We start from the raw sequence: 25,010 nt of genomic DNA, 5'->3' as shown, positions 1-25,010 counted from the left end.
ACAGCCCCACATGACACCCCGTCACCAGCGCACCCTCGGCCGTCGCAGGTTCCTTGTCGCTCTCGCGGGAGCGGCGGTGGCCGCGCCCGGCGTCGCCGCGATCGCCCCCCACGCCCTCGCCGGAAACACCACGAAGGCGGCGGACGGCGCCCTTCCGCTGACGCTCGTCAACAACAGCGGTTCCTTCGACAACGCCTCCGTCCACGTCTACATCGTCGGAAACCAGGACGGCAAGCAGGTCCGCGTCACGCCCGACGGCACGCTCGCACCGATCGCCGCCTCGGACAACGGCGCCGACGGTTTCACCGACTACGCGATCAGCCTGGCCGGCAGCGGCGAGACCCGGCTCAACCTGCCGTACATGTCGGGCCGTATCTATGTGTCCCTGGGTGAGAAGCTCAAGCTCAAGGCGGTCACGGACGGCAACGGCAACGCCGCGCTGCAGTACCCGGCGGGCTGGGTCGAGTCGGACCCCAACTACCCGGTGCTGCACGACTGTGCCGAGTTCACGTACAACGCGGCCGGCATGTTCTGCAACACGACCATGGTCGACATGTTCAGCGTCCCGCTGAGCATCCAACTGACCGGCGCCAAGGACCAGACGACCGGCACGCTGCGCGACGGAGGCCGTGCGGCCGCCTTCGCCGCCGTCCGGGAGACCGAGGGCTTCGGCTCCCTCGTCGTGGACGACACGCGCGTCATCGCGCCCGGTCATGGTCTGGACGCGGGCCTGTTCGCGGACGACTACCTCGCCCCGTACATCGACGAGGTGTGGAGCACGTACGCCGGGCGGGACCTCAAGGTCACCACCAACGCGGGCACCTTCACCGGGCGGGTCCGCGGCGACCAGCTCACCTTCGAGGGGCCCGCGGCCGTCTCCTTCGCCAAGCCGTCGACCCGGGACGTGCTCTTCTGCGACGGCAGCCTCGCCGCGCCCAACGACGGCACGACCGGTCCCGTCGCCGCCGTCCTCGGCGCCGGCTTCAACCGCTCGACGTTGGTCTCCACCGCGGCCCAGCCGGTCACCGATCCCGCGGCCTTCTACACGACCGGCCTCACCAACCACTACGCCAAGGCGATGCACGCGGCCACCGAGGACGGCAAGGCGTACGGCTTCGCCTTCGACGACGTCGCCGACTTCGCGTCGTACATCCAGGACACGGCGCCCACGGGTGTGCGGCTGACGCTGACGCCGTTCTAGGGGCGGCGCACCGGGCGTCACATGCGCTTCTCCGGGCCCTCGGGTCACATCCGTCGGCGCTTCCGGATGCAGGGCGGGCCTCCGCGATCGATGGTGATAGTGGACCCGATGAACGCAGCGGGGCCGAAGCAGCGACCCGGACCCGAGGAGCGAGATCATGACGACGTCACAGTCAGCGTCGGGGCCGTCCGAGGACCGCGCCACCCCGGACGACCTGCTCCACGCCCGCACCGGCACGGATGTGTCGCCGGAGGACCTGGTGCTTGCCTCCGGCAAGGACATCACGCCGCGCAATATGGAGTGGGCCAAGCGGAAGCTGGCGGAGGAGGGGCCGGCCGCGCTGGACAAGATGTTGCCGTAGCGCTCCGCGGCGGCCGTAGGTTATCTGCGGGTCCGTCGTGGCTGGTCGCGCAGTTCCCCGCGCCCCTATGGGGGCGCTACGCATCCGCCGATACGCACAGCACCGGTACCCGCTGGACCAGGTTGTTGGCGAAGCCGCCGCGGTTCCAGGGGGTCTCGAGCGGCTGGGTGTGGCCCTCGATGTCGGTGGCTCGGGCGCTGAGGACGTGCTCGCCGGGGGTTGCCGTCCAGGTGAAGTGCCAGCGGCGCCAGGCCCAGCGGTGTCCGTCGTCCGGTGTCAGCTCGGCCGGGTGCCAGGTGTGTCCGGCGTCGGTGCTGACCTCGGCGCGGGTGACCGGGGCCTGGCCGGACCATGCGCGGCCCTCGATGGTGACCGGGCCCGGCCGGACGATGCGGGTCCTGGACATGAAGTCCGGGAAGCCGGGCGGGACCAGCAGGGCGCGGGGTGCGATGCGGGTGACCGGCTCGCCCTCGTCCCCGGGGTGCTGCCTGAGCCGGTAGGCGACGGCCTGCTGGAAGCCGGTGAACGGTGTGTCGATGGCGGTGATCTCGCGCAGCCACTTCACGTGCGCCATCCCGTACCAGCCGGGCACGACGAGGCGCAGCGGGCTGCCGTGCTGCGGTGGCAGCGGTGCGCCGTTCATCGCGTACGCCACCAGCACCTCGGGCTCGGCGCCCGTCGCCACGTCCACGGGCAGCGCGCGCCGGTAGTCCTGCTCGACGCCGCGCTCCACGCCGTGGTCGGCGCCGGTGAAGACCACGTCGACCGCGTCGGAGGCGAGGCCCGCCTCCGCGAGCAGCAGCCGCAGCGGTACGCCGGTCCAGTCGGCGGTGCCGACCGCCTCGACGAGCCAGGGCTGGCTCACCGGCCGGGGGGTCAGCAGGGCGCGGCCGTTGCCCGCGCACTCCAGCGTGACGCGGGTGGTGACCGGGGGAAACGACCGGAGGTGGGCGAGGTCGAGACGGAGCGGGCGGTCGACCAGGCCGCCGATGGTCAGGGTCCAGGGCTCGTCCTGGGGGACGTACGGGATGTCGTAGTGCGTGAGGACGTAGTGCAGGCCCGGCGGCGTGATGTCGTAGCGCAGCGCCTCGAGCGGCAGTCCGTGGTTGCGGGTGGCGAGGGCCAGCTCGTCCTGGCCGATGCCCTCGTCGGGGCCGGCCAGCCGGGCGGGTGCGCTCGCGTCGTCGAGTCGATGGCCCATGGGGGCATTATCGCGCCGGGAGGTCGGATGGCGCAGCGGCGGGCGCAACTTCCCATCGGCCTCGGGGACTTGCGGTGGCCCCTCCCGACCAGGTGGTTGCCGGTTCACTCTTTCGCGGGAGGTCGCCCGGCTGACAGACTCCGGAGGTGCCAGACTTCGACATGCTTGTCATCGGATCCGGTCCGGGTGGCCAGAAGGCCGCGATCGCCGCGGCCAAGCTCGGCCGCCGGGTCGCCGTAGTCGACCGCCCCGACATGGTCGGTGGGGTCTCCATCCATACCGGCACCATCCCCTCCAAGACGCTGCGCGAGGCGGTGCTTTATCTCACCGGGCTCACCCAGCGCGATCTGTACGGGCAGAGCTACCGGCTGAAGGAGGACATCACCGTCGCCGACCTGACCGCCCGCACCCAGCACGTGGTCAGCCGCGAGGTCGACGTCATCCGCAACCAGCTCTCCCGCAACCACATCGCCCTGTACGCCGGCACCGGCCACTTCATCGACGACCACACCGTGGCCCTGCGCGAGGTCACCGGCCATGAGCGGCTGATCAGCGCGGAGCACATCGTGATCGCGACCGGCACCCGGCCCGCGCGGCCGGACAGCGTCGAGTTCGACGGCCGGACGATCATGGACTCGGACAACGTCCTCACCCTCGAACGCGTACCGCGCTCCATGGTCATCGTCGGCGCCGGAGTCATCGGCATGGAGTACGCCTCCATGTTCGCCGCGCTCGGCAGCAAGGTCACCGTCGTCGAGAAGCGTGCCGCGATGCTTGACATGTGCGACGTCGAGATCATCGAGTCGCTCAAGTACCACCTGCGGGACCTCGCGGTCACGTTCCGCTTCGGCGAGACCGTCGCAGCCGTGGAGCGTCATCCGCGCGGCACGCTGACCATTCTGGAGAGCGGCAAGAAGATCCCCGCCGACACGGTGATGTACTCGGCCGGCCGGCAGGGCCTCACCGATGAACTCGACCTCGACAAGGCGGGCCTGACCGCCGATCCGCGCGGCCGGATCAAGGTCGACGAGCACTACCGCACGGAGGTTCCGCACATCTACGCCGTCGGCGACGTCATCGGCTTTCCGGCGCTGGCCGCCACGTCGATGGAGCAGGGGCGCGCGGCGGCGTATCACGCGTGCGGGGAGCCGGTGGGCCGGATGCACAACCTTCAGCCGATCGGCATCTACACCATCCCGGAGATCAGCTTCGTCGGGCGGACCGAGGACCAACTCACCGAGGACTCCGTGCCGTTCGAGGTCGGTGTCGCCCGTTACCGGGAGCTGGCCCGCGGGCAGATCGTCGGCGACTCGCACGGCATGCTGAAACTGCTGGTGTCCCCCGAGGACCGCTCCCTGCTGGGAGTGCACTGCTTCGGCGCCGGGGCCACCGAACTGATTCACATCGGGCAGTCCGTGATGGGCTGCGGCGGCACCGTGGACTATCTGGTCGACGCGGTGTTCAACTATCCGACGCTCGCGGAGTCGTACAAGGTCGCCGCCCTGGACGCCACCAACAAGCTGCGGCAGATCGACCGGATCGGGGACTGACACCGGCCCGAATACCGATTCAGACACGCGACTTGAGTGGTCGTCGGGTAGGGCTATCATCACGTGCACACAAGGCGTGACCATCTGCCGACACAACGCTGCCGGTATCCGCCGCCCCCCTTGTGCCGTCCGTGCCGGTGAGTCAACCCTCGCCGGTGCGCGGCGGGTTCACCCCCCACCTTTACGCCGCCGCGGCATGCCCGGGGCGGCGTGCACGACCGAAAGCAGCACACGCATGAGCAACAGCAGGGGCAGAGGGCTTCAGGCCAATGCCCTCAGCACGTTCGACACCGTGGTGATGGCGGTCGCGGGAAGCGCGCCGGCGTACTCGATCGCGGCGACCACGGCGGTCCTGGTGGGTTCGGTGGGGGTGGCGAGTCCCGCGGCCCTGCTGTACTGCGCGATACCCATGCTGGGCATCGCGCTGGCGTTCAGCTATCTCGGCCGGATCGATGTGAACGCGGGCGCCAGCTACTCCTGGGTGGGGCGGACGCTGCATCCCTTTCTGGGATTCATCAGCGGCTGGGCGCTGGTGATCTCGGCGACCATCTTCATGGTGGCCGGTTCGCTGCCCGCCGGGTCGCTGACGCTGGCGCTCTTCGACGAGCAACTCGCCGACAACACCCTGCTGTCCACGCTCGTCGGGGCGGCCTGGTTCCTGCTCATGCTGTTCGTCGTCCTCGGCGGCGCCCGGCTCACCGTCCGCGCGCAGTTGGTGATGTCCGGCATCGAACTCGTCATCCTGGCGCTCTTCGTGGTGCTCGCCGTATTTCACTCCGGTAATGCGCGAGCCTTCGACTGGTCGTGGCTCGGCTTCAGCCATTTCGACGGCGTGTCGGGGTTCGCGTCGGGCGCGCTGATCGCCGCGTTCTACTACTGGGGCTGGGACGTCACCAGCAACCTCAGCGAGGAGACCCGCAACAGCCGTCGTACGACGGGAATCGCCGGGCTCATCGGGGTCGGCATCGTCTTCCTGCTCTTCGAGGCGTTCACCATCGCGGTGAACGTCCTGCTGTCCACGCGGCAGATCCAGGAGAACGACTCCAACGTCCTTGCCGTGCTGGGCGAGGAGATCTGGCCCGGCTGGGGCGGCAAGCTGCTGATCGTGGCGGTGATGCTGTCCACCATCGCCACGTTGGAGACGACGCTGATCCAGGTGACGCGTTCGCTGTTCGCGATGGGCCGCGACCGTACGCTGCCGTCCGCGCTGGGCCGGGTGCACCGCACCTGGAACACGCCGTGGGTGGCGATCGCGGTGGTGGGCGCGGTGGCGCTGCTGATGATCATCGCCTCGAACGCGCTCGGGACGGTCGGTGACATCCTCGGCCACGCCATCTCGGCGATCGGTCTGCAGATCGCCGTGTACTACGGTCTCGCGGGGCTCGCCGTGGTCGTCGCCTACCGCAAGATGCTCCTGAAGTCCCCCGCGAACTTCCTCCTCGGCGGAGTGTGGCCGCTGCTCGGCGCGCTCTTCATGTTCTGGATCTTCATCGAGTCGCTGGGCGAGCTGAGCACTCCGGCGATCGTGATCGGCATCGGCGGACTCGCCGTCGGGCTGATCCCGATGCTCTGGTACTGGCGGCAGGGCAGCGACTACTACCACCCCGCGAAACTCGACGCCAGCCGTACCGTCACCGTGGACTATGTGCCCGACAGCCGCGCGGACGAGCACGCGCGTGTCCACGAGGGTCTCCCCACCGACTTCTGAGAGAGATCCCGATGGCGCGAGACCACTTCACCCCCGACTTCGACCCCGACTGCGGGGACGCGCCGCTGACCGCCGCCCGCCAGGACATCGTCATCGGCCGCTGGCAGGGCGTCCGGGACCTGCTGCGGACCACCGGCGCCGACTGGCTGGCGCGCGGCCACCGCGTGCGGGCGCTGGCACAGGCGTGCGCGAGCAGTTCCACGGTCGAGTCGTGGCTGGCCGCCGAGCCGCGCAGCGCCGACGCGCTGGTGCTGCGGGCGGCGACGGAGATCACCCGGGCGTTCAACCTGGCCATCGCGGCAGGCCGGGGCGTGCCGATCGACCAGCGCCGCATCGACGCCGCGGTGACCGCGTGCCTGCACGCCGCCGAGGCGTACCCGGAGGATCCCACGCCGTGGATCTCCCTGATCTCCGTCGCCCGGCTGTATCCGTCGGGCGTACGGCGGCAGGAGCTGGCCCGCTGGTGGGATGAACTGCACCGGCGGGACCCGTACAGCGTGGAGGGCCATCTTCAGGTGCTGCACTACTACTCCTCCCGCTGGCACGGCACGCACGGCCTCATGTACGACTTCGCCCGCGACGCGGCCGGCGCGGCACCGCACGGCTGCGCGTTGCCGGTGCTGGTGCAGTACGCCCGGGTCGAGGAGTTCCGCTACGCCCTCGACGCCGCGAAGGGCCGGCACGCCGCCGTGATGCTCAGCCAGCACTGGAACCACGACGGCGCCCTCAGCGACGTACGCCGCACCTGGCAGCGCTGGATCACGGGCCGCGCGGAGGGCGCCGTCGTCCCCGGCGAGCTGCGCGACCTCCACTACCTGGCCCACGCGGCCTGCCTCGCGGGCCTCCCGGACCTCGCCGCCCCGCTGCTGCAGCTGGTCGGCCGACGCGCCACCCGCACGCCCTGGTCCTTCACCGGGGATCCCGAGCAGCAGATCCCCAAGTGGCGGGCAGAGCTGGGTCTGCGCGCGTGAAGCGGGAGCAGGGAGTCAGTCCGCCGTCCACTTCTCCTCGATGCGGGCGAATCTCCACACCAGCAGGGCGATGATCCAGGTGGCGATGAAGAGGCCGACGATGGCGAAGCCGAGAGTGTTGAGGTCGAGAGTGCCGATCCAGGCCCAGAAGGGGCCGTGGAGGTGGAAGTCGTCGGCGAGGAGGCCGAGGAGTTCGACCGTGCCGATGAGGAGGGCGACGGCCACGGACAGGCCGGTGACGGTGAGGTTGTAGTAGACCTTGCGGACGGGCCGGGAGACGGCCCAGCCGTAGGCGAAGTTCATGAAGGTGCCGTCGACCGTGTCGAGCAGGGACATACCGGCGGCGAAGAGGACGGGCAGGCACAGGATCGCGTACCAGGGCAGCCCGGACGCGGCACCCGAACCGGCCAGGACGAGCAGGGCGACCTCCGTCGCGGTGTCGAAGCCCAGGCCGAAGAGCAGGCCCAGCGGGTACAGCTGCCACGGCTTGGTGATGGACTTCATGAGGCGGCCCAGGAGGCGGTTCATGAAGCCGCGGTTGTCGAGCTGCTCCTCCAGCGCGGCTTCGTCGAAGTGGCCCGAGCGCATCCGGCGGAACACCTTCCAGATGCCGGCCAGCACGACCAGGTTGAGCGCGGCGATGACGTAGAGGAACGCCCCGGAGACGGCCGTACCGATCAGGCCGGTCACCTCGTGGAGGTGGGAGTCGTCGTCGCGGACCGGTCCGACGAGGGTCTTCACGCCGAGGGAGAGCAGGAACGCCAGCGCGAAGACCACGCTGGAGTGGCCCAGCGAGAACCAGAATCCCGCGGACAGCGGGCGCTGCCCGTCGCCCATCAGCTTGCGGGTGGTGTTGTCGATGGCCGCGATGTGGTCGGCGTCGAAGGCGTGCCGCATGCCGAGCGTGTACGCGGTCACGCCGATCCCGATGCCGAAGGACCGCTCGCCGATGCTGTAGTGCTCGGGCGCGACCAAGGCGACGAGGGTGAACCAGCCGATCACATGCAGGGCCAGGATGAAGGCGGCCATGCCCCCGACCCTGATCCACTCCTGCCGCGTCATGGAAGTGCGGACGCGGTGCCAGGCCGAGCCGTTCGCGGAAGGCGTGGCGGGGAGGTGTGGAGCGGAGTCAGGGGCGGCCGTCATCAGGGGCTTTCTGTCGGTGAACGGCCGCACTGTGCAGCCTTCCGCCATCCTGCGGTACTTGCAATGGATGTGCAGTAAAGCCCGTGGCAGGTCTTCACCATGGCCGGGGAAAGGCCGATGTCAGGGGCCGCGGCGGTGTGTCGTCAGGGCAGGCCACCGAAGCGCGGGGTCGCGCGGGGCACCCTCGGCAAGGACGCGGTCCCTCGTCAGACCGTCGCGGTCGGTCCGTCCGGGTTGCCGCGGCGCTGCTCGACCATCTCGCGGCTCAGTTCCTCCGTCTCCGGTTCGGACAGCCGCTCGAAACCGTCCTCGGTGATGACCGAGACGACGGGGAAGATCCGGCGGTTGATGTCGGGGCCGCCGGTCGCGGAGTCGTCGTCCGCGGCGTCGTAGAGCGCCTGGAGCGCCGCCAGGGCCGCGTCGCGCCGGGACATGCCCTGGTGGAAGAGCTTCTTCAACGCGCCGCGGGCGTACGGGGATCCGGAGCCCTCGGCGTGGAAGTCGGTCTTCTCGTACAGGCCGCCGGCGACGTCGAAGCTGAAGATACGGCCTCGCTCGCCCTCGGGGGCGGACGGGTCGTAGCCGGTGAGGAGCGGGACGACGGCGAGGCCCTGCATGGCCTGGCCGAGGTTGTCGCGGATCATGCCGGCGAGGCGGCGTGCCTTCGCGTTGAGGCTCATCGCCGTGCCCTCGATCTTCTCGAAGTGCGCCAGCTCGACCTGGTACAGCTTCACCATGTCCAGCGCGAGGCCGACCGTGCCGGCGATGGCGACGGCCGTGTAGTCGTCGGCCGGGTGCACCTTCTCCAGGTCGCGCTGGGCGATGAGGTTGCCCATGGTGGCCCTGCGGTCTCCTGCGATCAGCACGCCGTCGCGGTAGGTGAGGGCGAGGACCGTGGTGCCGTGCGGAACGCGGTCGGGGTCGGCCCGGAGGCCGTCCGGGAGCGGGCTGCGGGTGCTCAGCAACTCGGGGCGGTGCGCCGCCAGGAACGCCGTGAAGGACGAGCCTCCCGGAGTGAAGAACTCCTCCCCCAGCCGGCCACCGGTCTCCTCGCCCGCCATCGCACTCCCCCTCACGCCGGAACCCCGATGGACGACTCCTACCTGAACCCGGCCCGCCGGAAACTCCTCACATTGCCTTGCGCCGGATCAGCGACCCGAGCACCCGCAGCCCTGGTCGGCGAGGGTGAGGGCGCTGTGCCCGTACGCGCGTCTGCGGTCGGGCGGGGCGAGGACCTGCTCGGACGTCATGCTGCGGGCCCCGGCGCGATGTGGACGTCCAGGCCGTCGAGGCGGTGGGTCCGCCAGGTACTGGCGAATTCGGGTGGGGTGCCGCCCGGAGGCGTGAGGGTGGCGACCGGGATGGTGCGGGCGGTGCGCAGGATGTCCGCCTTCGTGGTGTTGGCGTTGTGGCCGCGAATCGCGCCGGAGGAGCAGCCGGTGTAGTAGGCGACGGGGATGGCCTCGTGCCCGGTGAGCAGACAGGGCGGGCGCACGCCCAGGCGGTGCAGTTCGGCGGCGTTGCGGGTCCAGTCGCGGCGGTCGGCGGTCGTGCGCTCCACGACGCTATCCAGGACGACGTACTGCACGGCCAGATGTCCCGCCAGCCCGACGGCGACCAGTGTCGCGCCGACCGGCCGCCATCGCCCGTCCGGCGCGGTGACGAGGTGGCGCAGCGCGTCGGCGACGGGGACGGCGAGCAGCGCGTAGGCGGGCAGCAGGAAGCGGGGGGCGGCGTATTCGATCAGGAACAGGTAGGGAACGGCGGCTGTCGTGGCGCACAGGAGCGGTACGAGGGTCCGCGCGGTGCGTCCGGCGCGCACGGCGACCGCGAGGCCGAGGGCGGCGAGCAGCGGGAGCACGAACCACCACAGGGTCACCGCCGGGTTGGGCATCTCCATGGTGCAGGGGCGGCAGAGGGTGCGTCCGACGAGGCTGCGCAGCTGGTCGTCGACGGCGTTGTGCCAGCCGAGTCCGCCCTGGATCCGGGAGGCCTCCGACAGCCGCTCGAACAGGCCGCCGTGGCTGACGAACGCCTCGATCACCCACGCGACGGCACCGGAGGCGAGCCCCGCTACCAGGACGAGGGCGAGCCTCCATTGACGTATCGCCAGGACCAGCAGGGGCAACGCGCCCCAGGCGGCGTCCGTGGGCCGCATCAACGCCATGAGCGCGGCGCCCGCCGCGACGCCCCACAGGGCCCGCCGGTCCTGTCGGTCGGAGCGGGCGCGCAGGAAGCAGCCGACGCAGACCAGGGCGCCGATCGCGACCCAGTAGTTGGGCATGGCCTGCGGGGCGTAGAAGAGGGTCACCCACAACGTGGCGAACAGGGCGCCGGCGGTGGCGAGGACGCCGGCCGGGAACAGTCCGCGCCAGGCGCGCAGGGCGAGGTACAGACCGGCTCCGGCGAGCAGCGCGAGGTAGACGCGCAGCAGCGTGGTCGACGTCGACCAGGAGGCGATGGGCGCCACCAGCACGGAGACGCCACGGGCCCGCGGGGCGCTGAAGAAGGCGGCCGGTGCCTGGGTGCCGACCTGGCTCACGTACACGGTCTCGTCCCAGCCGAGGCCCATGGAGGGGTGGACGAGCGCGAGCTGGGCGAGGGTGAAGGCACCGGCGACCACCGCGAGCGGGCCCCTGCCCTGGGCCCGGCCGAACGCACCGGGCACTGTCGCCTCGTCGCGTCCGCCCCTGCCGACGAGCATGGTGTTCGACCCGCGCGCCATCGTCCACCCCTCACCCCTGTATGTGGTGGGCTTCCTCTGCCCGCCAGCCGGAGGGGCTGCGGGCGGGAGCCCCGGAAACATGGACAAAGTATCCCGGGCAGGGCATGGTCACCCCTCTGTGTGCGCCCAGGAGCGTGACGCCCTCCATGCCGCAGCGCAGCAGGGCGTGACCTTGTCCTCTACCGACTCCCCGCATCGGCGCACCTCATCGCCGGGCAGGGTGCCACACTCTGCTGTGTGCCTGTGACCTTCGACGACCTCCTCACCCGCGCCCGCGGCCTCGCCGAGGGCCGCCGCCGTTGCGTCCTCGGGATCGCGGGCAGCCCCGGCGCGGGCAAGACGACGCTCGCCGAGACCCTCGTACGGGAGCTGAACGCGTCCGGGGAGGAGTGGGTCGCGCATGTCCCCATGGACGGCTTTCATCTGGCCGACGTCGAGTTGGACCGGCTGGGTCTGCGGGAGCGCAAGGGCGCGCCCGACACCTTCGACGCGGCGGGGTACGCGGCGCTGCTGCGGCGGCTGCGGGAGGAGGTCGACGGCACGGTGTACGCGCCGGGCTTCGAGCGGGTGCTGGAGCAGCCGATCGCGGGCGCGATTCCGGTGCCGCCGACGGCCCGGCTGGTGGTGACCGAGGGCAACTACCTGTTGCTGGGGACGGGGGCGTGGGCGCGTGTCCGGGCGCAGTTGGACGAGGTGTGGTTCTGCGAACCGGACGAGGACGAGCGGATCCGGCGGCTGATCGCCCGGCACGAGGAGTTCGGCAAGGGTCACGCGGAGGCGGTGGCGTGGGTGCTGGGCACGGACCAGCGCAACGCCGACCTCGTTGCCGCGACCCGGGACCGAGCCGACCTGATCGTCCCGACGTCCCTGCGGCTCAGCCGCGCAGCGTGAGCAGCGGTTCCCCTCGCTCGTCGCCGGCCGGTTCCCCGATCACGGCGGTGAAGGCCTCGGTCCGTACCGTCAGCCCCTGCTCCCCGAGCTCGAACTCCGGGGCGAACGGGCCCTCGGCGCCGTAGCGCAAGGCGAAGACATGCAGGTCACCGGGCGCGCCCGGCGCCGGTCCGGCCTCCAGCGCCGTGGACGCGACCAGGTGACGCCAGCCCTCGTCCGGGTTGCCGTAGCCGCGCGGATCGGCGGCCAGGGCGAAGGCCGCCAGCTCCTGCGTCGTCTCCGAGCGGGCGTCGAAGTGGTCCGTGCGCCCCGGCTCCGGGTGGGTCGGACGGAGTTCGCCCGCCGCCGTCACCTCGCCGGTCGCGACCCTGCGCACACGGTCGCCGTCGTCGGCGGCGTACGGCAGTCCGGCGAGCAGATACGGCGACCCCGGCAGCCGCTCGACGGCCACCGTCATCCACAGCCGCGTGCCGTCGGTGACGTACAGGGACCGGACATGGCGCAGGACGTGGTCGCGGCCGACGACCGGCTTGGTGACCAGCTTGGCGGTCAGACCGTCGGCGCGCAGGTCGCGGACGCGGACCTCGCCCATGGGGCGGCAGTGCAGGAAGCCGTCCGTGACCGGGCCGAAGCCGTGCTGGCGGTTGACGGCGGCGGGCAGGTAGTAGGTGCCGCCCGCCTCGACCACCGCCGGGGTCATCCGGTCGTCGAAGGCCACCGAGACCGTGCCCGAGCGCAGTTGGTGCCGGGCCGCCGCCATGGCCGGCTCCCGGTGCCAGCGTGTGCCGTCCTGGATCTGCCAGATCAGCATCCACGCGAAGTGGCCGTCGATCCCGCCGTCCGCCTGCGCCGCGTGCCGGCCCCAGCGGGTGTCACCCCGGTAGCGGCCGAGGTCGGAGCCGATACGGCGACTGAAGTAGCGCAGGCCCAGGACCGATTCGAAGCCGGAGTGCTGTTCGCTGTAGCGGGGGCCGCCGATGTCGAAGCCGCCGTTCGTCAGGCGGGCGTCGATGTAGCGGGCGAGCGTGTCGCCGTCCTCGGCGAAGATCTCCTCGTGGCTGACCCGGTGGGCCTGGGCGAGGAAGGACAGGGAGATCGGGCCGTAGTTGTTGTCGTAGGCGCCGCCGTGCTCGGGGGGCAGCAGGGCTGCCCGGTCGCGCACCCGGTGGGCACGGATCTCGTCGGTGTACAGCCGCAGCGCCCGGGCGCTGACCAACTCCCCGTAACCCCGCCGCAGATGACGGGCCAGCATCAGGCCGCCGACCACACAGCCGATGGCCTGGTTGCCCGCCTCCTGCGGGTTGAAGAAGGTCGCCTCGGTCAGCCATCGCCAGTAGCCGTGCGCCAACTCGAGCAACTCGGTGCGCTGTTCGTCGTCGACCAGGCCGTCCGTCGTGTCCAGCAGGTTGACCGTCTGGAGCAGCGCCCACACCGTGCTGGGCCAGTCCCCGATGGGGTGCGCGCCCGCCGCGAGGGTGTAACGGGCGTACGGCAGACCGGAGTTGCGTACATTCAGGTTCGGGTAGCCGGGGTTGTCCTCGGTGTACACCCGCTCCCGCAGATGGAAGGCGAGACTGCGGCGCACCGCCTCCGGCAGCCGGGGATCCTGCGTGCGCTGCCAGGCGAACGCCAGCAGCGACGTCACGCCGAGCGAGGTGTCGCCGATGTCGTCGACCGCGTCGGGGTGCTCGAGATTGCCGTCCGGTGTGATGCGGGCCAGGGCCTGCTCGGTGACGTCGGCGAGGACGGCGTCGTATGCCTCGGGGGTGTCCGGCAGATCGTGCAACGGGCCGCGCTGGTGCGGGAGATGCATCTGAACTGTCCTCCGCCGTGGGGGTCATGAGACAGGTGCGGACCGGCGGGCGCGCAGTGCGACGGTCAGTGTGTGCGGGCCGAGTCCACCGAGGTAGACACGGTTGCCGGTCGTCGCGTCGGTGCCGCCCACCACGGTGTAGTCCTGCCCCGGGTCGTACCGCAGTACGTCGCTCCGGTCCGGCCCGGCGAGCGGTTCGCCCTCCTCGACGGCGGCCTCGATCCGGATCTCGTCGTCGCCGACCCGGTAGGTCATCGGTTCGGTCGTCAGGCACCAGCGTCCGTCGCCGATCGGTACGGCGCCCTCTGTCACGCCGCCCGGGCGGAAGGTCAGTTCGAGGGCCCAGGGCACCCGTGGTCCGCTGATGTCGATCCGCAGGTCGGCGCCGTCTTCCTTCAGGTCCACTTCGACGCGGGTCGTGTGGGAGACCTCGTCCCGGGGCCGGTCGGGGAAGGCCATCGCGGCGGAGAAGCGTCCCTCGTCCACGAGCCGGTAGCCGCCGTCGTCCCGCCTCTGGTCCGGCGGGAGCGGCTGGTAGTAGGCGGCCGTGAGGGTTTCGGTGAGCCGGTAGTGGTTGTCGGTGAGTTGTCGCATGTCGGCGGCGCGGAACGGGCCCAGGTCGAAGAACCCCCGCGAGAGGCGGACCGCGTCCAGGACGGCATCGCCCGCGAACAGGCGCAGGAAGGTGGGGTTGCAGGCGAGGCCCGAGCGGATGCGCCGGTGCTCGGGCACGTCGGAGCCGCCGTACACCACCGTGTGCGCGGTGGCCGAGGCGCGTGCGGCGAGGCGTGCGGTGGTGAGGTACCGGTCGCGCGGAAGGGGCTCCGCGGTCGGGGCCGGCAGGGCGCGGCACAGGTCCGGGGTGAGGAGGGTCTCGGCGAGCAGGTCGGGGTCGTCGATACCGTCGGCGGCCGCGAGCCGCGCCACCCGGGCGAAGTCGCCCCGGCCGGTGCGGATCGCGAGCAGCCGGTAGTGCGGCAGGTAGGGCGCCAGCGGGAACGGTTGGTGCTGGTCCTGCCGCCGCGAGTGAACGGTCTCCACCGTGCCGTCCGGCCTGATGAGGTCCAGGGTCGTGGCGAGATTGCGTTCGACGGCGTACAGCAGGTCGGCGCGGCCGAGGACCTCGGCGAGCAGGAGCAGCGCCGGGTTGGACACGTGGGCCGCGTAGTTGGGGCTGCGTTCCGAGTACAGGCCCTCCGCGTCGATGTCGATGCCCTCGGCGAGCCACTCCTCGATGCGGCCGAGCAGCCGGTCGTCCGGGAAGGACCGGTGCAGCCGGGCCAGCGCCGCGCTCAGCTCCCAGCGGTGGTTCGGGGTGTGCACCCCGCCGGTCAGGAGGCTGCCGGTGGCGGCGCCGGCGATCTCGGCGAGCGCGGCCGTGACCTCGCGCAGTTCGGGCCCGGCGCCGGCAGCGAGGACGTGCGCGTCGCACACGTCGTTGACGGTGAACGCGGAGTCCGGCGGTGACTGCACGTTGTCGCCGCCCGCGAAGAGGCCGGAGGCTGTCTGCACGGCCAGCAGGGCACGGAGGTGGGCCATCGTGGCGGTCACGGCCTGTCTGCTGCCGTGCAGTGCCGAGTCCGGGGAACGGTACGCCGCGATCAGGGTCTTCACGCGGCGAGCCAGCGCGCGGTGGGGCACGCCGGCGAGTTCCTCGTCGGGGCCGGCCGCCAGCGGGGCGGCCAGCCGGTCGGCGGCGCGGGCCGCCGACCGGACGAACTCGTGGTCGAGCGGGGTGGGCACGGTCAGTCCTTCAGTCCGGCGTTGATGTCGGCGTTCATGACGTAACGCTGGAACACCAGGAAGACGACGATCAGCGGGATCATGGAGATGACCGATCCGCCGAGCAGCACCGACCAGTTGATGTTCTGCGCCCCGACAAGGCTCTGGATGCCGATCTGCACGGTGAACTTGTTGGGGTCGTTCAGCATCAGAAGCGGCCAGATGTAGTCGTTCCAGCGCCACTGGAACGACAGGATGGCGAGCGTCAGCATGATGGGCCGGGAGATCGGCACCATGATCCTCAGGAAGATCGACAGTTCGCGAGCACCGTCGATGCGGGCGGCCTCCACGAGCTCGTCGGGGACCGTCAGGAAGAACTGACGGAACATGAAGCATCCGGTCGCGGTGAGCACTGCCGGGAGGATGATGCCGGCGAACGAGTTGTAGAGGCCGAGGTCGCGGACCACCAGGAACGACGGGGCGAGCATGACCTCGCCCGGCAGCATCGTGGTGGCCAGGATGCAGATGAAGAACGCCTTGAGCCATTTGTTGTCGTACTTGGCCAGCGCGTACCCCGTGCAGCAGCTGACTCCCACCGTGAGGATCGTCGTGATCACGCACACGATGGCCGTGTTGATGAAGTACTGGGAGAAGTTGGCGCTGCGCCATGCCGTCAGGTAACCCGACAGGGTGACGTCGTCGGGAACCAGCGTCAGCGGATAGGAGAACAGGTCGCTGGCCGGCTTGAGGGAGCTGAGGATGAACCACAGCACCGGCACCCCGTACAGGCACGCCATGATCCACAGCAGTGTCGTCGCGGGCACCGCCCGCCGGAGCCCACCGCTACCCGCCTTGCGGGGCCGCTTCTTGGAGACGGCCCGTCCGGGAGCGGCGTCGACCGGGCGTGGCAAGTCTGTGGTTGTCATCGGTTCTCCACCCGCCGGTTGACGATCAGCTGGATGATCGCGACGGCCATCAGGATGAGCATGAGCACGAATGACGCGGCGCTCGCGTAGCCGATCTGGCCTCGTTTGAAGCCGGTCTCATAGATGTACTGGACAAGCAGGTTGTTCGACGTTCCGGGTCCGCCGTTGTTGAGGGCGACGAACACCGGGTATTCCTTCATCGAGTTGATCGTGTTGAGCAGGATGACGATGAACGAGGTGGGCGCGATGCTCGGCAGTGTGATGCTGATGAACTGGCGCCAGGGGCCCGCGCCGTCGAGCGAGGCCGCCTCGTAGTACGACACGGGTACGTTCTTGATCGCCGCGATGAACAGCAGCATCGAGAAGCCCGTCCAGGCCCAGGATGCCGCCATCACGACCACGATCAACGACAGATCCGCGTTCGACTGCCACGGAACGGCACTTCCGCCGAGCTTCTCGATGACGTAGTTGACCAGTCCGAAGTTCTCACCGAACAGCCACCGCCACAGGACGCCCACGACGATGGGCGACAGAAGCCATGGGATGAAGAAGAGGACGCGGGCGACCGACGCGCCCTTGGCGTGCTTGTTCACCACCAAGTTTGCGGCGAACAGCGAGAGCCCGAAGTTCAGCGGAACGAACAGCACGGTGTACAGCAGCGTCCGGGTCAGCGCGCCGTAGAAGGTGGAGTCCCCGAACAGGTTGTCGTAGTTGTCCAGTCCGATGAACTGGAACGCCCCTACACCTGTGTAGTTCGTGAAGGAGTAGACGAGCCCGATCACCGCCGGCCAGACGAAGAACAGCGCGAAGAGCACGACATTGGCCGCGATGAGGACGAGCGGCGCGATGGTGTAGGTGTTGCGTCTCCTGCGCGGGCTCACGGACACGTCCGAGGCGCGTTTTGTCATCTTCCCGACTCCGTGCTGGTGGAATGGATTCCCGGTGGGCTCACGCCATGAGCCCGGCATCACCTGGGCGACAGGGCCGGGCGGCGGTGTGTCGACCCCGCCGCCCGGCCCTGTGGCTTACGATCCGCCGCCGACCTGCTGGTTGTAGCCGGCCACGATGTTCTCCAGGGCCTTGTCGGCCGACTGCTGGCCGTTGATCGCCTTGCCGAGTTCCGTCTTGGTCGGGTCCTCGGTGATGCTCTTGCCCCTGAGCACCCAGTCCGTCTGAGCGGTGTTGAAGTAGCCGGAGATCGGGTCGTAGAGCGGGATCGACTCGTTGTACAGCTTGAACGCCGCCTGCGCCGCCTCGGACTTGAAGGGGTACTTCGGGTTCAGACCGCTCTCGACCGGCAGGAACCCGGACGCCTCGCACAGCGCCTGGTAGTGGGCCGGCTCGTACAGCCAGGACATGAACTTCTCCGTGGCGGTGGCCGCGGCGCCGTTGTTGTTGAACCCCACCATCATGCCGCCGGCGTTGACGTCGCTGGCCTGCACCGGCTGGGCGGGAGTCGGCACGCTCGCCCAGTCGAACTTCTTGACGCTCTCCGCGAAGGCGGGAACCTGCCACACGCCGGACCAGTAGGCGACCACATCACCGCTCTGGAACATGGCCGACGGGTCGGCGCCGCTGGTCCACACCGACTTCGGCATGGTCTTGTCGTCGTTCCATCCGACGAAGGTGTTCACGGCCTTCTTGGTCGCCGCGTCCACCGAGAACTCGCCGGAGTCGTCGGCGTGGACGTACTTGCCGCCCATCTCGTACACCATGGCGCGAAGCCTGGACGGGGACTGGTCGAAGGTCAGGGAGTACTTGGCGCCGGTCTTCTCGCGGACCTCGTTCGCCGCCTTGATGAAGTCGGTCCAAGTCCAGGTCTTCTGGGGCGAGGTCGGGAAGGAGACGCCGGCCTTCTTGAACAGCGTCTCGTTGATGAACATGCCGGACGCGGTGACGTCCGAGGGGATGGACAGCACCTTCCCGGACGAGTCCTTGGCGATGAAGTTGGCGTTGATCTTGTTGCTCTTGTTGTTGGCGATGGACTTGAGGTCGATCAGCTTGTTCGACCAGATCGGGTCCAGCGCCGGGACGGCCGCCACGTCGGGCAGGGAGTTCGCCTGCGCGGCGTTGTGCAGCTTCGCCGTATAGCCCTCGTAAGGGATGTTGACGAGCTTGACGTCGACGCCGGCTTCCTTCTTGTACTGCGCCACCATCTTCTTCCAGCCCGCGTCCTGCCCCGGAACCGTGGAGATCCAGAACGTCAGCGACTTGGAGGTTCCGCCCGAGCCGGACTCCCCTCCGCAGGCGGAGAGCAGCAGGGCACCTGCCGTGGCCACGGCAGCGAGGGGGACCAGGCGGCGTATGCCGCCGTGGCCGAGTCGGCGGGAGCGCCGCGCACCTACATTGGTCATCTTCGATCCCTTTTTTCGTCGCAGGGGACGGAGCACGGCGCCGACCGAGGCGGCACGGATGCATTTTGCAGGAAACGTCGCTTTCCGGGGGCGCGGCCTCGCCCGGCCGCGTCATCCTCACGGGCGAGGTCCCCGGCCGTCATGGCCGTCACCGCACGGGCACGCCCTCGTGCGGTTGCCGTACATCGAGTACCGGCGGGACGCTCGCTCCAAGCCGGCGTCCCGGCCGACCTAGAAAGCGCTTGTCCGGACATTGGCAGACCGAGCCGGAACCCGTCAATCCTTGGCCCCCTCGGCGTCGGTCACGGTTTGGACTCCTTGGGCGACCGCGAGCCGGGAAGCACCCACCACGGTGCCGAGATCACCGACCGTGCTGCTCACCACCTCGGTGGGCCAGCTCAGACGCGCCATCTCGGCCCGCACCCCCGGCAGCAGCTGCGGATCCGCGCCGGTACTGCCGCCCAGGACGATCAGTCCGGGGTCCAGTACGGCGGTCACGGCGGCGGCCAGCCGGCCGATGTCGGCGGCATGGCTGTCCACGACCGTACGGGCGGTGGCACGGCCCTCCTGGGCGAGGGCGAAGAGCTGCTCGGCGGTGCGGGGGCAGGACCCGTCGGCGTCCGGCCAGGCCTCGGCGGCCCGGCGCAGCAGGGAGCGGGCGCCGATGTACTCCTCCAGGGCGTCCTGGTGTGGCTCCCGGCCCTCGTCCCAGGGGTAGGGCAGCCGGGCGAGCTCACCGGCGGCGCCGTTCGCCCCGCGCAGCACCTGGCCGCCGACAACGATGCCGAGGCCGATACCGACGCCGATCCGCAGATAGCCGAAGGTGTTCCGGCCGCGGGCGGCGCCCTCGTGGAGCTCGGCGAGCGCGGCGCAGTTGACGTTGTTCTCGAGGTGGACCGGCACGCCCCGGGGCAGGGCGACGGCCATGGCGTCGAAGAGGGGGCCGGCCTTGGCGGTCGCGGGGCGCTGGCCCACGCCCCCCTCCCCCGCCGGGACATCGCCGACGGCGACGACGATGGAGCGCAGCGGGGCACCGTCGGGCAGCGCGAAGACCGCCTCGCGCACGACGTCGGCGGCCTCGTCCCGGGAGCCGGTGGCCTGGGCGAGCAGGGTGCCGTCCAGAGCGCAGCCGCGTACCCGGGTGAGGGCGGGGCCGAGGTCGACGGCGAGCACCGCACCGGCGGCCGGTCCGAGTCCGTAGACGGCGGCGGAGCGTCCGGTGGCGCCGGAGGCGGTGCCTGAGTGTGCGGCGAGACGGGCGCTCTCCAGTTCCGCGACGGCGGAGGACACCGTCGGCTTGGACAGGCCCGCCAGGCTCGCGAGCTGCGGACGGGTCGCCGTGCCCGCCCGGGCCAGCACGGCGAACACCGCGCTCGCGCTCTCGGTCAGGCGGGGTGGTTCCGCCACGTCGTGTTCCACAGTTCTCCCACGCGAGGTCGAGCGCCGCGCTCCGGGTCGTGCCTCTCCAGGGGATGCGGCGATGGGATGCCATGCGATTTCTCTTGACGCACTGTACTTCGTTAGTTAACTTCCTAACGAAGTCACGGTACTCGCCTGCCGTGGTCCGTCAGAGGCCCGTCCCGGGGCTTCCCTAGGTTCTTCAACTGCCCTTCCTCCCCACACGGTCTCGCCCGCCGTCGCAGCACAGTGCAACGACGAAAGAGGATCCGTGCAGGACGCTTCACCTTCTGGCCCTCTCGTGGTCGGTATCGACGTGGGCGGCACCAAGACGCATCTGCGCGCCTTCGCGGGCGACACCCCGGTCGCCGATCACGTCCGCTCCAGCAGTGGCTGGCGGCCGCACGACCCCGTGGCCGCCGCCGGCTGGCTGGCCGTGCTGGCCGCCGAGGCCCTGCCCACGGGCTCGCGCCCGTCCGCTCTGGCCGTGGGCGGTCACGCCTGCGAGACCGTCCGTCAGTGCGCCCAGATCCGTACCGCGCTGGAACTCCACTTCGACGCGCCCGCACTGGTCGTGGGCGACGCCGAACTCCTCGTCCCCGCGGCGGGCCTGGACAAGGGCGTCGGCCTGGTGGCCGGCACCGGTTCGGTCGCGGTGGGGCGCTTCGCCGACGGCCGTCCCGTCCAGGTCGGCGGCTGGGGCGCGGTCCTCGGCGACGAGGGCGGCGCCGCCGGTCTCGTCCGCGAGGCCGCACGCGCCGTATGGGCGGCCCATGACCGCGGGGAGGAGCCCGACGCCCTCGCACTCGGTCTCCTCGCCTCCTTCGACGTCGCCGAAGTCCCGGCGCTCGGAGCGGCGTTGGAAGCCGCCAAGGACATCTCCGCCGAGTGGGGCCGGCACGCACCGGCCGTGTTCGCCGCCGCCGAGGCGGGCTCGCCGCTCGCCCGTGCGGTGATCGCCGACGGCGGCCGGTCGCTGGCCGCGCTCGTCGAACGGCTCGCCGCACGTGGGGTCGTGGTGGACGACGTGGTGGTGGCGGGCAGCACGGTCCTCGCCCAGCCCGCCCTGTACGACGCCTTCACCTCCGCCCTCACGGACAGCGTGCCCACAGCCAGGCCACAGCCGCTGCGGGTGCCGCCGGCCGAGGGGGCGGTGGCGCTGGCGCGTTCACTTCTGTGACGCCTGCCGGACGCCGGGCCCATCCTCGTCCGACACGACCCGCCCGTAGATCTTCGCTCGTCCCCGGCCGAACGGCCGAAGAACTCCAGAGAGGCAGCAGCATGCCGTCATCCGCCGGGCCCCGGTCCACCGCGCCGGTCAGTGAACTCGCCGTGAACAGAAGGGGGTTCCTCCGGACCTCCCTCGGTGTCTCGGCCGGCGTCCTGGCCGCGCCCACCTTCGCGGCATGGCTCGGCGCCGCGGACGCGAAGGCCGCCACGGCCGCCGCCGCGTTCGTCGACGACTACAAGACCAACGTCACGGCGAACCTGACGCCCGAGACCAACGCGGTGGTCCGCGCCCTCGGCGGCTTCGCGAAGGTCTGGAAGACCGGCGGCGCCTGGAACACGGGCATACCGCTGCTGCCCGAGGTGCTGCGCGCCAACATGCGCTACTGCGCCCGCGTCACGGCCACGCGCACCGACGCCCAGGCGAAGGACGCGTTCATCTACGACCGCCAGCACCAGAGCTACTCGGTGATCGGGGGCCTCGGCCCGCTGGCCGAGTTGTACAAGTCGGGTGCCAAGGCGGTCACGTCGATCACCAGCGCGCCCGACGGCATCCCGGACGCGAAGATCAGCGACACCCTGCCCGCCGACGCCCCGGCCGGATCCGCGCTCGGCGCCGGGTCGTACGACTCGGCACTCGGTCAGGTGGCCAAGCTGGTCGACACGGTGCGTGGCCCCTTCGCCTCCAGCAACCCGGCCAAGTTCGCCTTCCAGTACCCGCGTCCGTGGCGCATGAACGAGGACAGCGAGGTCGTCGACACCGGGAAGAAGGACGCGTTCGGCTTCCCCGTCTACGAGTCGGACGTGATCGTCGCCCCGCAGCTGCTGCGGCAGCGCGGCGAGACGCCGGCCGAGGACGGCGGCTTCCCCAGCGGCCACACCAACGCCATCCACCTGGCGGCCCTGGCCTTCGCGTACGCCGTCCCCGAGCGCTTCCAGGAGATGGTGACCCGCGCCTTCGAGCTCAGCCACACCCGCATCGTGTCGGGCATGCACTCCACGGTCGACGTCATCGGCGGCCGCGTCATGGCCACCGCCCTGGCCGCCGCAGCCCTCGCCGACCCGGCGAACGCGCCCCTGAAGAAGGCAGCGCGGGCGCAGGCCCTGGCGTACTTCCAGGAGCAGACCGGCACGACGGCCGACACGCTGTACACCTACGCGCATTCAGCGGGCACGGACACCGACCCGTATGCGGACCGTGCCGCGAACGCCCGCACGGTCAAGCCGAAGTTGACGTACGTGCTGACCCGGCGCGGCGGCAACCGGCCGTTCACCGTCCCGAAGGGCGCGGAGGTGCTGCTGGAGACGCGGCTGTCGTATCTGGACGCGGCGCAGCGGCGCGAGGTGCTGCGGACGACCGCGCTGCCCTCGGGCTACGTCCTGCTGGACGGCTGGGAGCAGTGGGGCCGGCTCAATCTGTTCGCGGCGGCGGACGGTTACGGCGCCTTCGACTCGGACGTGACCGTCACGCTGGACGCCTCGGCCGGCGGCTTCGGCGCGGCCGACAGCTGGCGCAACGACATCGACGGCGACGGCGGCCTCACCAAGCACGGCACGGGAACGCTGACCCTGACCGGCCACAACCGGTACACCGGCGGGACCGTACTGGCGGACGGTGTCCTCGTCGCCGCCTCGGCGCACGCCCTGGGCCACGGCGCGGTGCGGGTCACCGGCGGCGCCCTGCGGGTGGCCACCAGGTCGACGGTGAAGATCCACGGCACGTACGCGCAGGAGTCGGCCGCGCTCGAGGTGACGCTGCGTTCGGGTCGCGGCCCCGCCCTGGAGGTCACGCGGCGGGCGGTGCTCGGCAAGGGCAGCTCGCTGTCGCTGCGGCTCGACGCCGACAAGCCGCCGGCCGCGGGGAGCACGGTGCGTGTGATCGGCGCCCCGGTGCTTCGTGGCCAATTCGACCGTATCGAGCTGAACTCGGACACGCTGCGGGCCGTACCCGTCTACACGGCGGATGGTCTGTCGGTACGACTCCTGAAGCGGTAACGCCCCGGCGTGGCGGGAGCTGATGCAGAGTGGCCCCATGAGGCGGCTCTGGATCACTCCCGTCACCGCGCGGCCGGTGTCACCGCGGGGTGGATGATGGCGCGCGAACAACGGGAACTGGTCCTCGATCCCGGGACGGAGGGACACCCTCCGCCGCCCGTGACGGCGGTGGCCCCGCCACGCCCGTCGCGCAGGCGCCTGCTGGTGCCGCTGTTCGTGGTCGTACTGCTCGCCCAGATGGCCGTGGCGATGGTGACCACCGCGGTGCAGCAGACGCCGACCATCGACGAGCCCGTGTACGTCGGCACGGCCGCCGTCTATCTGCACGACCACAGCCTGCGGTACAACCCCGAGCATCCGCCGCTGGGGAAGCTGGTGATCGGCGTCGGGGTGGCGCTCGCCGATCCGCACGTCGACCGGCCACTGCCGAGCAATCAGGGCGCGATGGGGCGGGATCTGCTGTACAAGTCCGGCAACGACCCGTGGCAGCTGATGTTCTGGGCCCGCCTCCCGGTGATCGTGCTGACGCTGCTGTTCGGGCTGGTCGTGTTCGCGTTCGCCCGTGAACTCGTGGGCACGGCGGGCAGTTTGACCGCGCTCGCGCTGTACGCCTTCTCCCCCGACGTCATCGCCCATGGCTCCCTCGCCACACTCGACGTACCGGCGGCCGGTTTCCTGCTGACCTCGGTGTGGCTGCTGTGGCGGGTGCGGGTCCGGCCACGGCTGTATCTGCCGCTCGCCGGGGTGGCGTTGGGTGCGGCCCTGGCGACGCGGATGAGCGCGCTGGCGGCGGTTCCGGTGCTGGTGGTGCTCGCCGGGGTGTCGGTGTGGACGGCCGAAGCGAACGGGCGCCGGGCGGGCGCGTGGAAAGACCGTCGCAGGGCGCTGCTGCGCGCCGCCGCGGGTGCGGGCGTGCTGGTGCTGGCCGCGGTCGCCGTCGTATGGGCCACCTATCTGGCCGTCGACCCGCGGCTGCGCTGGACGCCGCAGCAGCCTGTGCCGGCGGTGGCAGGGCTGCGAGGGCTGCTGGTCGATCTGCTGCCGCTGCCGGAGGCGTACCGGGACGGGATGCGCATCCAGTTCGGGATGGAGACCCGGCCCTGGCAGAGCTTCCTGTTCGGGCGGGTGTACACGGGGTCGCTGTGGTACTACCTTCCGTCGGCGCTGCTGGTGAAGACGCCGCTCGGCATGCTCGTGCTGTGGGCGGCCGGCGCCGTCGCACTGCTCGCGGTCCGGCGGCTGCGGCCCGCGGCGCCGTATCTGCTGCTCGCCCCCGCCGTCCTGTCGGCCGTGGCCATGAACGGGGCGCGGGACTTCGGCACGCGGTACGCCGTCTTCGTGCCGATGTTCCTCGCGGTGGCGGCGGCCGGTGTCCTGGCGCTGCGGTGGCGGTGGCGCTTCGTGGCGACGGGCGCGCTGGTGCTGTTCGTGGCGGTCAGCTCGCTGCGGACGTTTCCCTACTATCTGCCGTATTCCAACGAGGCGTTCGGCGGGCCCGCGAAGACGCATCTGCGGCTGCACGACTCCAATGTGGACTGGGGCCAGGATCTGGGCCGGCTCGCGGACCGGCTGCGGGAGCGCTATCCGGGTGAGCGGATCTGGCTGGTGTACAAGGGCAGCGGGGTGCCGTCGTACTACGGCATCGACGCGACCGACCCGCGTACGGTGCCCGCCCGTGAGGTGCGCGGGTTGCTGGTCGTGTCGGACTCCAGCGTCGCCAAGGCGAAAGGGCGGCTGGCCGAGTTGATCGACAGCAGTCGTCCCATCGACACGGTCGGTCATTCGATCACGATCTACCGACGGTGATCGTTTTGGGGTGTC

General features: G+C 70.7%; 19 protein-coding genes. 9 read left to right on the top strand and 10 right to left on the bottom strand.

The window, feature by feature from the left end; translation table 11 throughout:
• Window positions 1–10: 10 nt before the first annotated feature.
• A complete protein-coding gene (locus KCH48_RS03345) occupies window positions 11–1,201 on the top strand; it encodes a glycoside hydrolase family 64 protein (RefSeq protein WP_210570230.1) in 1,191 nt (396 codons plus the stop codon).
• A gap of 157 nt (window positions 1,202–1,358) precedes the next feature.
• Window positions 1,359–1,562, top strand: a complete 204-nt coding sequence (locus KCH48_RS03340) for a hypothetical protein (protein WP_210570229.1) — start codon at window positions 1,359–1,361, stop codon at window positions 1,560–1,562.
• A gap of 76 nt (window positions 1,563–1,638) precedes the next feature.
• On the opposite strand, the gene KCH48_RS03335 is transcribed toward KCH48_RS03340, so the two are convergent.
• The gene (locus KCH48_RS03335) at window positions 1,639–2,763 is read right to left on the bottom strand and encodes a sulfite oxidase (RefSeq protein WP_210570228.1); all 1,125 of its coding nucleotides are present in this window, start codon (window positions 2,761–2,763) and stop codon (window positions 1,639–1,641) included.
• A 146-nt stretch (window positions 2,764–2,909) separates the two neighbouring features.
• On the opposite strand from KCH48_RS03335, the gene sthA reads away from it, so the two are divergent.
• From sthA to KCH48_RS03320, 3 genes are all read left to right on the top strand, one after another.
• Complete coding sequence (gene sthA, locus KCH48_RS03330) at window positions 2,910–4,313, top strand: Si-specific NAD(P)(+) transhydrogenase (RefSeq protein ID WP_210570227.1); 1,404 nt, start codon at window positions 2,910–2,912, stop codon at window positions 4,311–4,313.
• Between the two features lie 235 nt (window positions 4,314–4,548).
• Window positions 4,549–6,021: an APC family permease gene (locus KCH48_RS03325; RefSeq protein ID WP_210570225.1), complete on the top strand. Its 1,473-nt coding sequence runs from the start codon at window positions 4,549–4,551 to the stop codon at window positions 6,019–6,021.
• 11 nt (window positions 6,022–6,032) lie between these two features.
• Complete coding sequence (locus KCH48_RS03320; protein ID WP_210570224.1) at window positions 6,033–6,992, top strand: hypothetical protein; 960 nt, start codon at window positions 6,033–6,035, stop codon at window positions 6,990–6,992.
• A 15-nt stretch (window positions 6,993–7,007) separates the two neighbouring features.
• Here the strand turns inward: KCH48_RS03320 and KCH48_RS03315 are convergent, their stop codons facing one another.
• The 3 genes from KCH48_RS03315 to KCH48_RS03305 form a co-directional block, all read right to left on the bottom strand.
• Entirely contained in the window at window positions 7,008–8,138 is a 1,131-nt protein-coding gene (locus KCH48_RS03315) for a HoxN/HupN/NixA family nickel/cobalt transporter (RefSeq protein ID WP_210570222.1), read from the bottom strand.
• A 206-nt stretch (window positions 8,139–8,344) separates the two neighbouring features.
• Window positions 8,345–9,199 carry a proteasome subunit beta gene (gene prcB / locus KCH48_RS03310; protein ID WP_210570220.1) on the bottom strand — a complete coding sequence of 285 codons (855 nt, stop codon included), beginning with the start codon at window positions 9,197–9,199 and terminating at the stop codon, window positions 8,345–8,347.
• A gap of 185 nt (window positions 9,200–9,384) precedes the next feature.
• Complete coding sequence (locus KCH48_RS03305) at window positions 9,385–10,863, bottom strand: hypothetical protein (RefSeq protein WP_210570218.1); 1,479 nt, start codon at window positions 10,861–10,863, stop codon at window positions 9,385–9,387.
• Window positions 10,864–11,100: 237 nt separating this feature from the next.
• Here KCH48_RS03305 and KCH48_RS03300 point away from each other — a divergent pair, with 237 nt between their 5' ends.
• A complete protein-coding gene (locus tag KCH48_RS03300) occupies window positions 11,101–11,754 on the top strand; it encodes a nucleoside/nucleotide kinase family protein (RefSeq protein WP_210570216.1) in 654 nt (217 codons plus the stop codon).
• Here KCH48_RS03300 and KCH48_RS03295 read toward each other — a convergent pair.
• The 6 genes from KCH48_RS03295 to KCH48_RS03270 form a co-directional block, all read right to left on the bottom strand.
• Entirely contained in the window at window positions 11,738–13,567 is a 1,830-nt protein-coding gene (locus KCH48_RS03295; protein WP_210570214.1) for a hypothetical protein, read from the bottom strand. The two genes, KCH48_RS03300 and KCH48_RS03295, sit on opposite strands and share 17 nt — an antisense overlap.
• 24 nt (window positions 13,568–13,591) lie before the next feature.
• Window positions 13,592–15,310, bottom strand: a complete 1,719-nt coding sequence (locus tag KCH48_RS03290; protein WP_210570212.1) for a hypothetical protein — start codon at window positions 15,308–15,310, stop codon at window positions 13,592–13,594.
• A 2-nt stretch (window positions 15,311–15,312) separates the two neighbouring features.
• Window positions 15,313–16,215, bottom strand: a complete 903-nt coding sequence (locus KCH48_RS03285; RefSeq protein ID WP_210570210.1) for a carbohydrate ABC transporter permease — start codon at window positions 16,213–16,215, stop codon at window positions 15,313–15,315.
• Window positions 16,212–17,123: a carbohydrate ABC transporter permease gene (locus KCH48_RS03280; protein ID WP_210570208.1), complete on the bottom strand. Its 912-nt coding sequence runs from the start codon at window positions 17,121–17,123 to the stop codon at window positions 16,212–16,214. The genes KCH48_RS03285 and KCH48_RS03280 overlap by 4 nt, the downstream gene beginning before the upstream one ends.
• Window positions 17,124–17,240: 117 nt before the next feature.
• On the bottom strand, window positions 17,241–18,569 hold the full coding sequence (locus KCH48_RS03275) for an extracellular solute-binding protein (RefSeq protein WP_210570205.1): 1,329 nt from the start codon (window positions 18,567–18,569) through the stop codon (window positions 17,241–17,243).
• 276 nt (window positions 18,570–18,845) lie between these two features.
• Window positions 18,846–19,976: an ROK family transcriptional regulator gene (locus KCH48_RS03270; protein WP_307840782.1), complete on the bottom strand. Its 1,131-nt coding sequence runs from the start codon at window positions 19,974–19,976 to the stop codon at window positions 18,846–18,848.
• A 262-nt stretch (window positions 19,977–20,238) separates the two neighbouring features.
• On the opposite strand from KCH48_RS03270, the gene KCH48_RS03265 reads away from it, so the two are divergent.
• The 3 genes from KCH48_RS03265 (at window position 20,239) to KCH48_RS03255 (ending at window position 24,995) form a co-directional block, all read left to right on the top strand.
• Window positions 20,239–21,147: an N-acetylglucosamine kinase gene (locus KCH48_RS03265; RefSeq protein WP_210570201.1), complete on the top strand. Its 909-nt coding sequence runs from the start codon at window positions 20,239–20,241 to the stop codon at window positions 21,145–21,147.
• Between the two features lie 101 nt (window positions 21,148–21,248).
• Window positions 21,249–23,189, top strand: coding sequence for a phosphatase PAP2 family protein (locus KCH48_RS03260; protein ID WP_210570199.1), 1,941 nt, complete (start codon window positions 21,249–21,251; stop codon window positions 23,187–23,189).
• A 93-nt stretch (window positions 23,190–23,282) separates the two neighbouring features.
• Window positions 23,283–24,995 carry a phospholipid carrier-dependent glycosyltransferase gene (locus tag KCH48_RS03255; protein WP_210570197.1) on the top strand — a complete coding sequence of 571 codons (1,713 nt, stop codon included), beginning with the start codon at window positions 23,283–23,285 and terminating at the stop codon, window positions 24,993–24,995.
• Window positions 24,996–25,010: the final 15 nt, after the last annotated feature.

Origin of the sequence: Streptomyces sp. GESEQ-4, from assembly GCF_017948455.1 — a bacterium.
Classification (GTDB): domain Bacteria; phylum Actinomycetota; class Actinomycetes; order Streptomycetales; family Streptomycetaceae; genus Streptomyces.
Note: the sequence above shows the minus strand (reverse complement) of the source record. Positions and strands in the feature narration are given on the sequence as shown.